This window comes from Candidatus Methylospira mobilis (assembly GCF_009498235.1).
GTDB lineage: Bacteria > Pseudomonadota > Gammaproteobacteria > Methylococcales > Methylococcaceae > Methylospira > Methylospira mobilis.
Genome location: NZ_CP044205.1, coordinates 3,531,285 through 3,546,252, shown reverse-complemented (window position 1 = coordinate 3,546,252; position 14,968 = coordinate 3,531,285). Strand labels below are relative to the sequence as shown.

General features: G+C 54.7%; 12 protein-coding genes. 5 read left to right on the top strand and 7 right to left on the bottom strand.

Annotated features, from left to right (window positions below; translation table 11 throughout):
- Positions 1 to 2: 2 nt before the first annotated feature.
- The 5 genes from lspA (at position 3) to amoB (ending at position 4,848) form a co-directional block, all read left to right on the top strand.
- Positions 3 to 479, top strand: coding sequence for a signal peptidase II (gene lspA / locus F6R98_RS16135; RefSeq protein WP_153249928.1), 477 nt, complete (start codon positions 3 to 5; stop codon positions 477 to 479).
- Between the two features lie 17 nt (positions 480 to 496).
- Positions 497 to 1,486, top strand: coding sequence for a tRNA 5-methoxyuridine(34)/uridine 5-oxyacetic acid(34) synthase CmoB (gene cmoB, locus F6R98_RS16130; protein WP_153249927.1), 990 nt, complete (start codon positions 497 to 499; stop codon positions 1,484 to 1,486).
- Between the two features lie 278 nt (positions 1,487 to 1,764).
- Positions 1,765 to 2,544 carry a bacterial ammonia monooxygenase, subunit AmoC gene (gene amoC / locus F6R98_RS16125; protein WP_153247435.1) on the top strand — a complete coding sequence of 260 codons (780 nt, stop codon included), beginning with the start codon at positions 1,765 to 1,767 and terminating at the stop codon, positions 2,542 to 2,544.
- A gap of 161 nt (positions 2,545 to 2,705) precedes the next feature.
- A complete protein-coding gene (gene amoA, locus F6R98_RS16120; RefSeq protein ID WP_153247436.1) occupies positions 2,706 to 3,449 on the top strand; it encodes a bacterial ammonia monooxygenase, subunit AmoA in 744 nt (247 codons plus the stop codon).
- 151 nt (positions 3,450 to 3,600) lie between these two features.
- Positions 3,601 to 4,848 carry a bacterial ammonia monooxygenase, subunit AmoB gene (amoB, locus tag F6R98_RS16115; protein WP_153247437.1) on the top strand — a complete coding sequence of 416 codons (1,248 nt, stop codon included), beginning with the start codon at positions 3,601 to 3,603 and terminating at the stop codon, positions 4,846 to 4,848.
- Between the two features lie 151 nt (positions 4,849 to 4,999).
- Here amoB and F6R98_RS16110 read toward each other — a convergent pair whose 3' ends face one another.
- The 7 genes from F6R98_RS16110 to F6R98_RS16075 form a co-directional block, all read right to left on the bottom strand.
- Positions 5,000 to 5,797: a glycosyltransferase family 2 protein gene (locus tag F6R98_RS16110; RefSeq protein ID WP_153249926.1), complete on the bottom strand. Its 798-nt coding sequence runs from the start codon at positions 5,795 to 5,797 to the stop codon at positions 5,000 to 5,002.
- A gap of 216 nt (positions 5,798 to 6,013) precedes the next feature.
- Positions 6,014 to 7,744, bottom strand: a complete 1,731-nt coding sequence (locus tag F6R98_RS16105) for an alginate export family protein (protein ID WP_228124922.1) — start codon at positions 7,742 to 7,744, stop codon at positions 6,014 to 6,016.
- 389 nt (positions 7,745 to 8,133) lie between these two features.
- On the bottom strand, positions 8,134 to 8,703 hold the full coding sequence (locus F6R98_RS16095; RefSeq protein ID WP_153249925.1) for an ANTAR domain-containing response regulator: 570 nt from the start codon (positions 8,701 to 8,703) through the stop codon (positions 8,134 to 8,136).
- Entirely contained in the window at positions 8,700 to 11,375 is a 2,676-nt protein-coding gene (locus F6R98_RS16090; RefSeq protein ID WP_153249924.1) for a nitrate reductase, read from the bottom strand. Before F6R98_RS16090 ends, F6R98_RS16095 begins: the two co-directional genes overlap by 4 nt.
- A 13-nt stretch (positions 11,376 to 11,388) precedes the next feature.
- Entirely contained in the window at positions 11,389 to 11,700 is a 312-nt protein-coding gene (gene nirD / locus F6R98_RS16085) for a nitrite reductase small subunit NirD (protein ID WP_153249923.1), read from the bottom strand.
- Positions 11,701 to 11,704: 4 nt separating this feature from the next.
- The gene (nirB, locus tag F6R98_RS16080; RefSeq protein WP_228124921.1) at positions 11,705 to 14,143 is read right to left on the bottom strand and encodes a nitrite reductase large subunit NirB; all 2,439 of its coding nucleotides are present in this window, start codon (positions 14,141 to 14,143) and stop codon (positions 11,705 to 11,707) included.
- Between the two features lie 27 nt (positions 14,144 to 14,170).
- Positions 14,171 to 14,968: an ABC transporter ATP-binding protein gene (locus F6R98_RS16075; protein ID WP_153249922.1), complete on the bottom strand. Its 798-nt coding sequence runs from the start codon at positions 14,966 to 14,968 to the stop codon at positions 14,171 to 14,173.

Here is a 14,968-nt window from a genome sequence, read left to right as displayed (position 1 = left end):
CTATGTTGAAATGGCTTTGGCTGGCTGTGCTGGTGGTGGTGCTGGATCAACTCAGCAAACGGATGGTGGACGGCAGCATGCAGCTCTATCAAACGATAGAACTGCTGCCTTTTTTTCAATTTACCTATTTGCGCAACCATGGCGCCGCATTCAGTTTTCTCAGTGATGCGGGCGGCTGGCAGCGCTGGTTTTTCATCGCGCTTTCTGTTGCTGCCAGCATAGGCATATCCGTCTGGCTGAAAAAACTCAATGCAGGGCGGCAACGTGAAGCCATAGCCTGGTCGCTGGTGCTGGGCGGCGCATTGGGCAATTTGATCGATCGCGTCGCCTACGGTTACGTCATTGACTTTCTCGACGTATTTTATCAAAACTGGCATTGGCCGGCATTCAACGTGGCCGATTCAGCGATTACCGTAGGCGTGATGTATCTGCTATATGACGGATTCGTCACTTCGCGCCGCGGCTCCGTAGTAGCGTAATCGCGCCTGATCGACGTATGTTTGGCGGCGCGTTCGATTATTCCGGGTTGCTGGCATCCCGCTACCCTTCCGAATTGAGGCCGTGGCTGGATGTTCTGCCGGAGCAGCTTTCCTCCGTTCTGGATGCGAAGCGCCACGGAGAAGCCGGCACCTGGCAAAATCTGCTGGCTCAGCTGCCGCACGTCGAATCTGCCGCGCCTGCGTTCGATGCCGATATCGTATCGGTTTCTGCCGCGCAGCCTGTCGATTGCGGACAGCGTAACGAAATCGAAGCTTTATTACGGCAACTGCACCCCTGGCGCAAAGGGCCATACAGCATACACGGGGTGCATGTCGATACCGAATGGCGCTCGGATATGAAGTGGAGGCGCCTGAGCGGCGCGATACAGCCCCTGGCAGGCAAAACCGTACTTGATGTCGGCTGCGGCAACGGCTATCACGTCTGGCGTATGCTGGGCGCGGGCGCGGATCTGGTTGTCGGCATAGATCCAACGCTGCTCAGCGTAGTTCAGTTTTACGCAATCAAGCATTTTCTAGGGCGGCAATGGCCTGCGCATGTGCTGCCCCTGGGCATCGAACAGGCGCCGGCAGGCCTGGCCGCGTTCGACAGCGTATTTTCCATGGGCATACTTTATCATCGTCGCTCGCCGCTCGATCATTTGCTGGAGTTGCGCGGCTTGCTGAAACCCGGCGGCGAACTGGTGCTGGAGACGCTGGTGATCGAGGGCGAGGAAGGGCAGGTGCTACTGCCGGAAAATCGTTATGCCCAGATGCGCAATGTCTGGTTTATTCCCTCCCCCGCAACCCTGATCGGCTGGTTGAATCGCTGCGGCTTTGGTAATCCGCGTCTGCTGGACGTATCCCCGACCACAAGCGAAGAGCAGCGCAGCACTGGCTGGATGCGTTTTCAATCATTGCCGGATTTTCTCGATCCGGGTAATCCTCAAAAAACCCGTGAAGGCTATCCCGCGCCCAGGCGAGCAATATTCCTGGCCGGGCAAGCATAGTCTCTGATTGCGATATCCGTACTGACGCCCGATAAGGCTGGCCGCGAGCTGCCGCAACTAACAAGTTGTGTATGCGTGATTTTTGTAATAAACCTGAAATATTTTAAAAAAAGAACGTAGATTAGGGTTGACAGTCAGAGGGGGGTGTGACAAAGTGTCGCGCACTTGGCTCTGTCGGTGAAAAGCGCAGCAAGACGCAAAAACCGTCGCATCCAGGTAACCCAAGAACGTGGCCCGGGAGCTATCCCGGGAATAAACTCAACAAAGAGGTATTTGAAATGGCTGCAACGACAATTGATGGCGTAGCTGCAAACGACAAGCCGATTCTTGATATCAAGTGGCTGGCATTTGCATTTACAATCTACACCGTGTTTTACATGTGGGTACGCTGGTACGAAGGCGTCTATGGCTGGTCAGCCGGTCTGGACTCATTTGCACCGGAATTCGAAACCTACTGGATGAACTTCCTGTACATCGAAATCGTGGCTGAAATCAGCACCGCATCGCTGCTGTGGGGCTACATCTGGAAAACCCGCGATCGCAACCTGGCTGCGATCACCCCGCGCGAAGAACTGCGCCGCAACATGACCCACGTGGTATGGGTATTTGCGTACGCATGGGCCATCTACTGGGGCGCCAGCTACTTCACCGAGCAGGACGGCACCTGGCATCAGACGATCGTGCGCGACACCGACTTCACCCCGTCGCACATCATCGAGTTCTACCTGAGCTACCCGATCTACATCATCACCGGCTTTGCATCGTTCCTGTACGCCAAGACCCGTCTGCCGTACTTTGCGACGGACCTGTCCCTGCCGTACCTGGTCACCGTAGTCGGTCCGTTCATGATCCTGCCGAACGTAGGTCTGAACGAATGGGGTCACACCTTCTGGTTCATGGAAGAGTTGTTCGTAGCGCCGCTGCACTACGGCTTCGTATTCTTCGGCTGGATGGCGCTGTCGATAATGGGCGTACTGACCCAGATATTCAACAGCTTCAACAACCTGATCGGCAAACAGCTGTGCGAAGCAGTTGATCAGGGTTTGATTTCAAAATAAGAAGGCGGGCCGGAAGCGGGGATGGCTGAACTGAAAAACAGCGAAAAGCGCCGATGGCAAACCCTCGAAAACCAAGAGCGTAGGGCGGACCGCGCGACAAGCGCGAGCGAGGGGCGCGGTCCCGCACTACACAACCAAACGTGTAAAATTGGAGGTAACTCATGAGCACACTACAAACTGCGGTTCGGTCACATGCCGAAGCAGTGTCAGTCTCACGTACAGTCGACTACCTGGGCCTGTTCATATTCTTCTTTGTAATTTGCGGTTCCTACCACATTCACGCCATGTTGACCATGGGTGACTGGGACTTCTGGATCGACTGGAAAGATCGCCGTCTATGGGTAACCGTAGTACCGATCGTACTGGTCACTTTCCCTGCGGCGGTACAATCGTGGATGTGGGAGCGCCTGCGTCTGCCATGGGGCGCCACCGTATGCGTACTGGCGCTGCTGTTCGGCGAATGGGTCAACCGCTACTTCAACTTCTGGGGTTGGACCTACTTCCCGATCACCATGTGCTTCCCGTCGCAGATCGTACCGGGCGCCATCCTGCTCGACTCCGTACTGTTGCTGAGCGGCAGCTACCTGTTCACCGCAGTCGTAGGGGCAATGGGCTGGGGCTTGATCTTCTATCCGGGCAACTGGCCGATCATCGCACCGTACCACGTACCTGTTGAATACAACGGCATGCTGCTGTCCGTAGCCGACCTGATCGGATACAACTACGTACGTACCGGCACACCCGAGTACATCCGCATGGTGGAAAAAGGCACCCTGCGTACTTTCGGTAAAGACGTAGCGCCGGTATCAGCGTTCTTCTCAGCGTTCATGTCCATCCTGATCTACTTCATCTGGCACTTTGTAGGTCGCTGGTTTGCAACCGTCAGATTCATCAAGTCGACCTAGTCGTTTGACGAAGACTTGAAGACATGAGATGCGAGAGCACAAGGGCGACCTGAACGCTCTCAAGTCGGGAAAGACAAAACATTAGCGTCGGCGCGAAGCGCGCAAGCGCGTAGCAGCCGAAACACGAACATTCTCGAAAGAGGAGGAACATATGAAACAAATCAGAACCCGGATCGCCAACTGGTCCCTGCTGGGCCTGTTGCTGGCGGTTGCAGCCACCAGCCTGTACGCGCCGAGCGCCTCTGCCCACGGAGAAAAATCCCAGGCAGCGTTCATGCGTATGCGCACCATCCACTGGTTTGACCTGAAATGGTCAAAAGAAAAAGTGGCGGTCAACGAAGACGTGGAAATCACTGGTAAATTCCACGTATTCGAAGGCTGGCCTGAAACCGTAGCCGAACCCGATGTCGCGTTCCTGAACATCGGTATCCCCGGCCCGGTCTTCATCCGCAAGGAGTCGTACATCGGCGGTCAGCTGGTGCCGCGTTCCGTACGTCTTGAAATTGGCAAGACCTACGAATTCCGCGTCGTACTGAGAGCGCGTCGTCCTGGCGACTGGCACGTCCACACCATGATGAGCGTCCAGGGCGGCGGTCCGATCATCGGGCCGGGTAAATGGATCTCCATCGAAGGCGGTTCCTTCTCCGACTTCAAGAATCCTGTAACCACGCTGACCGGTCAGACCGTAGACCTCGAAGTTTACCAGGAAAGCAACATTGCATTCTGGCACATCTTCTGGGCGGTATTTGGCCTGGCATGGATCCTGTACTGGGTACGTCGTCCGGTATTCCTGCCGCGTCTTCTGCTGGTTGACGCAGGGCGTGCAGACGAAATCGTCACTCCGCTGGATCGTAAAGTAGGCGCAGCATTCGCCGCGGCGACCATACTGATCGTCGTCGTAGCGATGAGCAGCGCGAACGGCAAATACCCGATCACCATCCCGTTGCAGGCTGGTACGATGCGCGGTATCAAACCGATCGATCTGCCGAAGCCGACGGTATCCGTCAAGGTTGAAGATGCAACCTACCGCGTACCTGGCCGTGCAATGCGCATGAAGCTGACCATCACCAACAGCGGCAACAGCCCGATCCGTCTGGGCGAGTTCTACACCGCATCGGTACGCTTCCTGGATTCCGACGTCTACAGAGACACCACCGGCTATCCTGAAGACCTGCTGGCGGAAGACGGCCTGACCGTAAGCGACAATTCACCGATCGCTCCGGGCGAAAGCCGCACTGTAGAAGTACAGGCGTCCGACGCAGCATGGGAAGTATATCGTCTGGCCGACATCATCTACGATCCGGACAGCCGTTTCGCCGGCTTGCTGTTCTTCTTCGATGCATCGGGCACCCGTCAGATCGTACAGATCGACGCGCCTCTGATCCCATCGTTCATTTAATCGGAAGCGGGCCGCCGGTGACGGCGGCCTGAAGCTGAGAGATTGAAAGAGGAATCGAACCCTCTCCGAGTTGATCGGAGAGGGTTTTTTTATGCGTATTAGATAGGGAAAAAGCAGGCGAACGTAGAGAGGGGGCTTGCCCCGTGGGATACTAGTTGGCAGTATGCGATTTAGTGGCTGATATGCGCGCCGAATAACGAGGGTCTTCTAAATACATCAGCTTGAGGTAGCGATAATACACGCCCTCCGCATTCGAAACCGCCAGGATGAAACCTTCCCGCCCATCCAGGAACCCGGCTTTGATAAAATAAGTACGGAAAAAAGTCCATAAGCCGTGGAATACGGCTTTGGTCAAACTGCTGCGATGACCTTGCTGGTAACGCTGCTCGGCGCCTGCGCTGGAATAACGGTTGATTTTATCAAGTACTTCTTCCACAGTGTGGAAGCATTCATGCAGTAAAGCGTTCCGTAGCTTTCCTGCCTTGCCTTGCGCGATCAGGCGCTCATGAACGAGGTGATCGGAAAAGCGCGCCGTACCGCGTTTGAACAGACGCGCGACATAGTCGGGATACCAGCCGGAATGCTTCATATAGCGTCCGCAATACCAGGATAAACGGGGTATCGCGAAACAGGTGTTTTCGTTGGCGTAGGCTAACGCGTGCCGGATTTCAATTCTGAGCTCAGGCGTAAGCCGTTCATCGGCATCCAGCGATAACACCCATTCGCTGGTGGCGAGATCCAATGCCCGGTTTTTCTGGGTGCCGAATCCCGGCCAATCCTCGGGCTGGGAGACGATGGCGCCATAGCGCTGGGCGATGGCAAGCGTATCATCGTTGCTGTTGCTGTCAACAATAATGATTTCATCGGCAATGTCGGCTAATGAAGCAAGGCAATCGTTCAGATTATGCCCTTCATTTTTAGTGATTAAAATGGCAGACAGTGAAGGCATGGGCAGTACTCAATGAATAACAGGCATACAATTCTAACGCTTTGCGAGCTTAAATAGTGTCCGAGGGTGTCAAAAAGCGGAGGTAAAGTTGATCATGGGCAGATAAGCGTCAAAGGCAGGAGACACCAAAAACAGGCCGAGCGGCTAAAAGCAGTGTTCGCATCTACTTCCAGCCGCTGGGCAGGCCGAGACTCGGGCATGTAAATTCGAGATACCTTAAAATGAAACAACGGCCTCCAAAAATGCATAGTTGCCCTGATTGCCGGCGTAGTTTGCGCTTAGGATGCTTTGCCCGAACGCGTGTGCGTAAAAGGCATTAAACTGTAAAAAATCCAGAGGCTTAAAATTTACAGACGCGTGAGCCAGATAGGCAAGGTCGAGGTATCCTCCGGTTTTCATGCCTGAATAGCCGAATAGCGTATTATTGGTCGCACCGCTACCCGAATAGACCAGGTCGCTACTGGCATTTACACTGAGAGAGTGGAAATCTATGCGAGTGGTGATCATAGGATGCGGTTTTAGAACGGCTTGAACAAAAACATCCTGATTATTCATCATGTTGTAAAATGGGAACTGAGCATACAGCCAAGCCGTTGGAAGCATTTGAAAAAAAGTCCCATGTGTGTTGTCGTGGGGATTCGAATCGCCAGATCCGCTATTGACGCCTACACGCAGCCAGGGACTGGCCCATACATCCATGAATTGATAGCCGAATTCGGCGCCATAAGCCCAGGCGGCCTGATTCAAAGCTCGCCATTTTCCAACTTGCCCGAACGCATAAAGCATGCCGTCTAAATTGCCGGGTCCAATCCGGATGACATGTGCAATCGATCCTCCTAGGGTGTGAATATTGATAGGGAGACCATTAGCTTGTGTAGCGGCAATACTGTTGTCGACTGCTGCTATGTTTCTATTGTCGCCGTAATAATAGTATGAAAGGCGTGCCAGCACATTCGGCAGGAAACCGGTATCGCGCAGGTTTAATGAGGCGCCCGCTACATCGACGCCGCTGATTTCAGGCATGCCGTCGGTTTCGAAGCCGCCCCAGGTAGGAACAAAGCCGAAGCCAGACACTTCGATGCTATCCGAACTGTACCCCAGCGCGCCGCCGTCGAAACTTCTTCCCGTATGAGTGTAGTCGAAGGGACCGATCAAACGTTGAGCGATGCGCGTATCCTGTATCCACTTGAGGCTTGTGTTCCTGGCAGTTCCTTGTGCGCCGTCGGAGTAGAGTTGACGCCCTCCGGAGAGGAAGAAGCCGTTGTATTTTAATTTTGACCACCCCTGTCTTAAGAATACCGAGTTTTGCGTGGTTTCGGGTGGCCTGTTTTGATAATAAGCCGCCCCGACGCCTAAACCGTTAGTGGGCAATGCGGCAACCAGGGTGTCCTGCAGTTGAGCAAAGCTTTCTGAGAAGCTGTTGGTCAATCGCGCACCCAACTGGAATTTGTTGCCGACAAAATTATAGGAATATTCTTTTGGAGTCACCTTCCCATTGGCCTGCTGATTTCCGAACCAATCAGCAAATTCGCCACGTATTCGCTCATTCATTTCAAGTTTGAGCCTGGTTTCATCACCCAGATTGAATTCGGTTGGAAATGGCAATAGGTTCTCGTCGGCGATGCAGGCGGTTGGTATGTAACCAAGAAAAAGACAGGCGGTTACCGTAGCGGCGAATTTTTTGAGGTAGCGGATGGGTATTTGTTTATTGTCGAGCCGGCAATAATTACCGGCGGCGGTCTTTAAAAACTGCTGGGAGAGATATGTCATGGTTTTTTCTCGAAAGTCGGAGTTTGCGTTCGGTCCGAAAGCTGCCCGGGTTCGAGAAAAAAAGGCGTCTAGCCACCTGATCTCAGGGCAGCTGGACGCCAATGTCCAAATATACCTTGCCATCGCTGCAAGGTATAAACTCATAAAGCACTTATCATGCCGTATACGATATTCCATATTATTTTTATAAAAACCAATAAAATGGGATTAGTCCGCAAGTATTAAAAGATATGGTTAATGAATAAAACCGACGCCAGAATAGGGCGAAACACGACAGAACGCACCAAATATGCAATAACCGGTTTGACGATAAAATAGGCGAAACCTTCAGGGTCCTAATAAGGACAGGATTTGGTGATATCTCGCGTGGCATTGCCGATCATTTGTTCTATCCCGTCAAAACATTCGAGAATATTTGGTGGTGGTAAGCGGGCCATATGCAGGCCGCAAGACAGGTCAGCGGCGATTAATAAAAGAAGGATCGGTGTTATTGTGTTAATGCAGCATAGTTATATCCGGAACAACTATTCAGCGAATGCTGTTGAGCCATGGTCAAAGACGACGGACTAGCGTTCCAATGAAATAAGCATGCGCGCGACTTCTACAAGTTTAGTGTTGTGGCTCATTGCGGTATTGCGCAAAAACTGATACGCCTGATCTTCGTTCATATGCTTTTTCTGTATTAATATGCCTTTGGCCTTTTCGATGATCTTGCGGTCGGCGAGCTGGATTTTGGTTTCGTCCAGTTCGCGCTTGAGGGTTTGGAATGCAGCGAAGCGGGCGACGGCGACTTCAACGATGGGCATGACCCGTTCGCGTTGCAAACCGTCTACTACATAGGCGCTGACGCCCGCCTGTACCGCCTGTCTAATGTAATCCGAGTCGCGCTGATCGGAAAATAGTATGATGGGTTTGGGATGATTGCGGCCAATTTCGCGCATTTGCTCCAGGGTATCGCGGCCAGGCGCTTCCATATCGATGACGATGACGTCGGGTTGATGTTTGGCGACATCGGCAATCAGATTGCTGTCGTCGCTAGTGCGCAGGATTATGCGGTAACCCGCATCGGCGAGCGCTTGTTCCAATAGCTGTCCGCGTTCGGCATTGCGGTCTACCAGCATCACGCCCAAACTCATAGCGACCTCCTCGTGTTCTCCAACAGCGTACGCAATTCCGGTAGACAGGAGCCGCAGCCCGTGCCGGCATTTAGGGCTTGCCCCAATTGTTCGGTGCTGGAATAACCGAATTCACGGATGGCTTTGCTCAAGGTATTGGCGCCGATACTATAGCAGGCGCAGACTATCCGGCCGGGGTCTTCACGCGCCACAGGCGATTTTCCGGCCAATACCGCCATGCGAGCCGTAGATGTCAGCGTGGTTTCGGTTGTTAACAAGCCGATGAGCCAGGCCCGGTCCGGTAACTGGCGTCCGCAACTGATAAACAAGCATGCCATCAGTATATTATTATGCAGTGTTGCGCAGCGGTAACGGCCGGCAGTCATATCGGCGTACTCCAGGTATTCATGCCCGGTGCGGCAAAACGCCGGTTTTGCCCACCCGGCAGTATCCGCGATTAGAGTATTTCCGGCCAGTTCGTACAGAAAGTAGCCGTCGCCGCGTTGTTGCGCGCAATACTCGGCTGCGTCGATGCTGAGCGCTTCGCGGGCGATCGCGAACCCGTGCCAGGCGGGACGGTAGACTTCGATGGATACCGGCGTATGTTTGAACTCCGGCTCTCCGGAAGCCGGGTCCACAACCGGATTGACCAGTGCATTAACCAGTCCATGGCGGGCAAACCGGTCGCTCCAGTGCATGGGCATGAATACCGATCCACGTTGCTGATCGGCGCTGACCCTGACGCGCGCCAGAGCATCGCCCCAACGGCTTTTCAAATGTGCAAGTTCCCCGTCTTTCAAGCCTGCATGCTCGGCATCATCCGGGTGAAGTTCTGCATAAGGTTCGCTCATGTGTTGATTAAGACGAGGGCTGCGCGCGGTCCTGGTCATGGTATGCCACTGGTCGCGAATTCGGCCCGTATTCAAAACAAAGGGAAAAGCGGCGCAGGTCGGATTGCCTGCCGGTTGCGGAGTAAGCCCGAGCATGCGCGCTTTGCTGTCGTCGTGACTGAAAAGTCCGTCGTGAAACAAACGCCGGCAGCCACGACCGTTTGGCTGTTTTATAGGCCATTGAATCGGCTGCAACGTGTTGTAAGCCGGTACGTCGAGGTTTTGTAAACCGGACAGATTGAACAAGCGCATCCCGTCGTTGCGGTAGCCTGATAACCGGGCAAATTCGACGAAAATCTGCTGAGGATGTTGATAAGCAAAGGCTTGCTCGAAACCCATGCGATGAGCAACCTGGGTCAGCGCCCACCAGTCCGGCCTTGCTTCGCCAGGCGCAGGCAGAAAAGAGCGTTGTCTCGAAATGCGGCGCTCGGAGTTGGTTACGGTGCCGTCTTTTTCGCCCCAGCCCAGCGCAGGCAAACGGACATGGGCGTACGCTTTGAGGTCGGTGTTGTCTTCGCAGTCGGATACGACAACGAATGGGCATGCGCCGAGCGCCCGGCGCACATGCCTCACATCGGGCAGACTCACGACCGGGTTGGTTGCGATGATCCATAACGCCTTAATGCGCCCATCGGCCACCGCGTTGAATAGATCGACCGCTTTAAATCCCGGCCGCCTGGCGAGATTGGGCGCTTTCCAGAACGTGCTGACTATATCCCAATGACCGGGACTATCGAAATCCATATGTGCGGCCAATTGGTTGGCGAGCCCTCCAACCTCGCGTCCGCCCATCGCGTTGGGTTGGCCGGTCAGCGAGAACGGCCCCATGCCGGGTTTGCCGATGCGTCCGGTGGCCAGATGCACATTGATGATGGCGTTGACCTTGTCGCTGCCGCTGGACGATTGGTTGACGCCTTGGGACCAGGCCGTGACCGTTTTTTCGGTACGGCCGAACCAATGATAAAACCTGGACAAATCTTCTTCTTTCAGGCCGCAGGCCGAGGCTGTTTCCGGTAGAGAGGCGCCGGTGACTTTAGCTGCGTCCAGCGCGGCGGCAAACCCCGAAACATGTTGTTCCAGATAAGCGAAATCGAGCTGGCCGTGTTTACGCAAAGCATGCAGCAACCCATTGAACAGTAAGACATCGGTGCCGGGTTTCAATGCCAGATGAAGGTCGGCAATATCGCAGCTTGCAGTACGGCGCGGATCGATACTGACGACTTTCAGGCGGGGGTTGTTTTGCTTCGCGGCAGCAATGCGCTGGAATAAAACCGGATGGCACCATGCCAGATTCGATCCGACCAGTACGATCAGCTCGGCCATTTCGAAGTCCTGGTAACAGCCGGGAACGATGTCTTCACCGAATGCGCGCTTGTGTCCGGCTACCGAAGACGACATGCATAATCTGGAGTTGGTATCGATATTGCCGGAACCGATGTAGCCTTTCATCAGTTTGTTGGCGACATAGTAATCTTCGGTCAGCAATTGTCCGGATACATAGAAAGCGACGGAATCCGGCCCATGTTCGGCGATCGTGTTCCTGAATTGCGCGGCGACATGATCCAGCGCCTGATCCCAGCTGGCCGGTATTCCAGCGATTTCAGGAGCAAGCAAGCGGCCGTCCAGTCCCAGTGTCTCCGCAAGCGCCGATCCTTTAGAGCACAGACGCCCCAAATTGGCCGGATGCTCCGGGTCGCCTTTTACGCGTATATTATTGGCGGAGTCATATTCGATTACGACGCCGCAGCCTACGCCGCAATAAGGGCAGGTTGTTTTAATCGGAAGAGCGTTAGTCGTCGTCATGGCGGGGCGCGCACTACAAAGCGACGAATACTTGCATATGCTCCACCTTTACCGCATAGCGTTGCGCACATCCTTCATCCGGCGCAACCGCTACGCCCGAGTTCAATTCGATCACCCAGTTGTGCAGCGGACAGGTCACTTTTTCGCCATGCACTATCCCTTGCGATAGAGGGCCTCCTTGATGCGGACAGTGATCCCGCAATGCAAACACCTGATCGGACAGTGTGCGAAACACCGCGATGTCGCCATGGCCGGTTTCAATCACCCGCGCGCCTTGTCTGGGAATTTCATCGAGCGCTGCTATATAAATCCATTCGTTGTTCATGAGCTTAAACCGGGAGAGTTAAAGGCGCCAGTTGCCGGCAGTATTCGGTATTTCCGGCCAGTTCGGCCCATGGGTCGATTTGAGCGTTTTGCTGCGCCGCGACAAAGCCTTGATACAATGCTTCGCGTCCCCGTCGATCGTCGACGATGCGATGTTTGACGTAGGCCAGTCCCACCCTTTCGATCCACGGCGCGGTACGTTCCAGATACCGTGCTTCCTCCCGGTAAAGCTGCATGAAAGCGCCGGTGTATTCGAGCACTTCCGCTTCGGTCGCGACTTTTACCAGTAAATCGGTCACGCGCACCTTGATGCCGCCATTACCGCCAACGTGTATTTCGTATCCTGAATCCACACAGACTACCCCCAGATCCTTGATCGTTGCCTCTGCGCAGTTGCGCGGGCAACCGGATACCGCGATTTTGAATTTATGCGGCGTCCAGCTGCCCCAGGTCATTTTTTCGACCTGAATGCCGAGTCCGGTAGAGTCCTGGGTTCCAAACCGGCACCAATCCTTGCCGACGCAGGTTTTTACCGTGCGCAGCGATTTGCCGTAGGCGTGACCGGATACGAAGCCGGCTTGGTTCAGATCGCGCCATATCCCCGGCAAGTCCTGCTTTTTGATGCCGAGCAGATCGATGCGCTGCCCGCCGGTGATCTTGACGGTAGGTACTTCATATTTATCGGCGACATCGGCAATGGCGCGCAGCTCATGCGAATTGGTGACGCCGCCCCAGATACGCGGAACTACCGAATAGGTGCCATCCTTCTGGATGTTGGCGTGCGTTCTTTCATTGATAAACCGGGATTGCGCATCGTCCCGGTATTCTCCGGGCCAGCGGCACAACAGATAATAGTTCAACGCCGGACGACAGGAAGAACAGCCGTCCGGCGTTTTCCATTCCATTCCCGCCATAGCGTCCCGAATTGTTTGGTATGCGGCGCTACTGATGGCGGCCCGGACTTCATCGTGCGTGAGCGCGGTACAGGCGCATAAGGCCTGCTTCGATGGCGCGGTCGAGTAATCGCCGCCCAGCGTGCTGGCCAGTATCTGCTCGACCAGTCCGGTACAGGAGCCGCAGGAAGATGAAGCCTTGGTGTGGGCGCGCACTTCTTCCAATGTATAGAGCTTCTTTTCGACTATGGCCTTGACGACATCGCCCTTGCAAACGCCATTGCAACCGCAGATTTCCGCGCTATCGGGCAGATTGACCGCCTTGTTTTCATTACCGTACCCGGAATCCCCCACATGGGCCTGCCCAAACAGTATCGATTCGCGAAATGCTGAAATATCGGCGGATTCGCGCATCAACTGAAAATACCAGGCGCCATCGACGGTATCGCCATACAGCACGGCGCCCTTGATGCGGTTGTCCTGAAGCACCAGTTTTTTATAGATACCGCGCGCCGGGTCCTGCAGAGTCAACGTTTCATGGTTTTCACCGCCTTGAAATTCACCGGCGGAAAAAAGGTCGATACCGGTAACCTTGAGTTTGGTCGATGTGATCGAGCCTTGATACCGGGCGATACCGTACTCGGCCAAATGGTTGGAGCAAACCCTGGCTTGCTCGAACAGGGGGGCGACCAGTCCGAACAGGCTGCCGCGATGTTGCACGCATTCGCCGACCGCATAAATGGCGGGGTCGAAAGTCTGCAGCGTATCACTGACGATAATGCCGCGTTCGCAATAAATACCGCAGGATTTGGCCAGTTCGATGTTGGGTTTGATGCCTACCGACATGACCACCAGATCGGCCGTGAGTTCGATGCCGTCCTTGAAGCGAATTCCGGTTACGCAAGGTTCGCCCAGTATGGCTTCGGTTTGCGCGGGCATGTGGAATCGCAGCCCGGTCGACTCCAGTTCATGCTTGAGCAGATCGGCGGCGGCTTTGTCCAGCTGGCGTTCCATCAACGTATCCAGCAGATGTACCACGGTAACCGTCATCCCGCGCTTTTTCAGTCCGTTGGCGGCTTCCAGGCCCAACAGGCCGCCGCCGATAACGACGGCATGTTTGCCGGGCGCTGCGGCCTGCAGCATCCGGTTTACATCGTGGATGTCGCGAAAGCCGATTACGCCGTCCAGATCATGACCGGGGATCGGCAGTATAAAGGGTTTGGAGCCGGTTGCCAGCAGCAGCCTGTCATATTCCAGTTCGACGCCGTTTTCAGATTGCACGCGCCGTTTTTTACGATCAATGGCGACGATCTTGTCGCCTTTATACAGCGTGATGCCGTTTTTACGGTACCAGTCCGCATCGTGGGTGACGATTTCGGCAAAACTCTTGTCGCCGGCCAACACCGGCGACAACAGAATGCGGTTGTAATTACCGTGAGGCTCCTCGCCGAATACGCTGATATCGTATTTATCGGGCGCCAGCTTTAACAGCTCTTCCAGCGTTCGCACGCCGGCCATGCCGTTGCCGACCAGGACGAGTTTTTCTTTCATTGGCATACCGTTTACAAGTTTCATCGCTCAGGCCGCCTCTTGTTTTCTGTGACGTTCGTATAAAAACCTTAATACTTCGGCCCGATAGGCGTTGTAAACCGGGTCGTCCGCCAGTTTCAACCGGTTGCGCGGACGCGATAGTTCGACGCGCAGAATTTCTCCGACGGTGGCGGCCGGACCATTGGTCATCATCACGATGCGGTCCGATAGCAGGACGGCTTCATCGACATCATGAGTGACCATGACTACCGTGCTGCCGGTAGCGGCGGTAATGCGCATTAGTTCATCCTGCAGGTGGGCGCGGGTCAGGGCGTCGAGCGCGCCGAAGGGCTCGTCCAGCAGCAGTACGCCGGGATTCATCGATAATGCCCGTGCAATGCCTACGCGCTGCTTCATCCCGCCTGAAATTTCATGGGGATATTTTTGTTCGGCATGAGTCAGTCCAACCAGGTTCAGCGCGTCCAACGCGCGTTGTTTGAGCTGCGCCTTGTTTTCCTTGCCGCCGTAAACACGTTCTACTGCCAGATGGACGTTTTCCAGGCAGGTCATCCAGGGCAGCAATGAGTGATTCTGAAATACCACTGCCCGCTCCGGTCCGGGGCCTTTGATTTCCCGGTCGCCACACAGCGCGACGCCGCGGGTAGCGTCCAACAGCCCGGCGATGACATTGAGTACGGTCGATTTGCCGCAGCCCGAGTGCCCGATCACGCTGACGAATTCTCCCTGGCCGATATTCAGATTGACGTTCTGTAACGCGACAAAGCGGCCTTGCTTCGTATTGAAAATAACGTCGATCTGTTCGAGTTGTACGTAACGGTTTTTCAT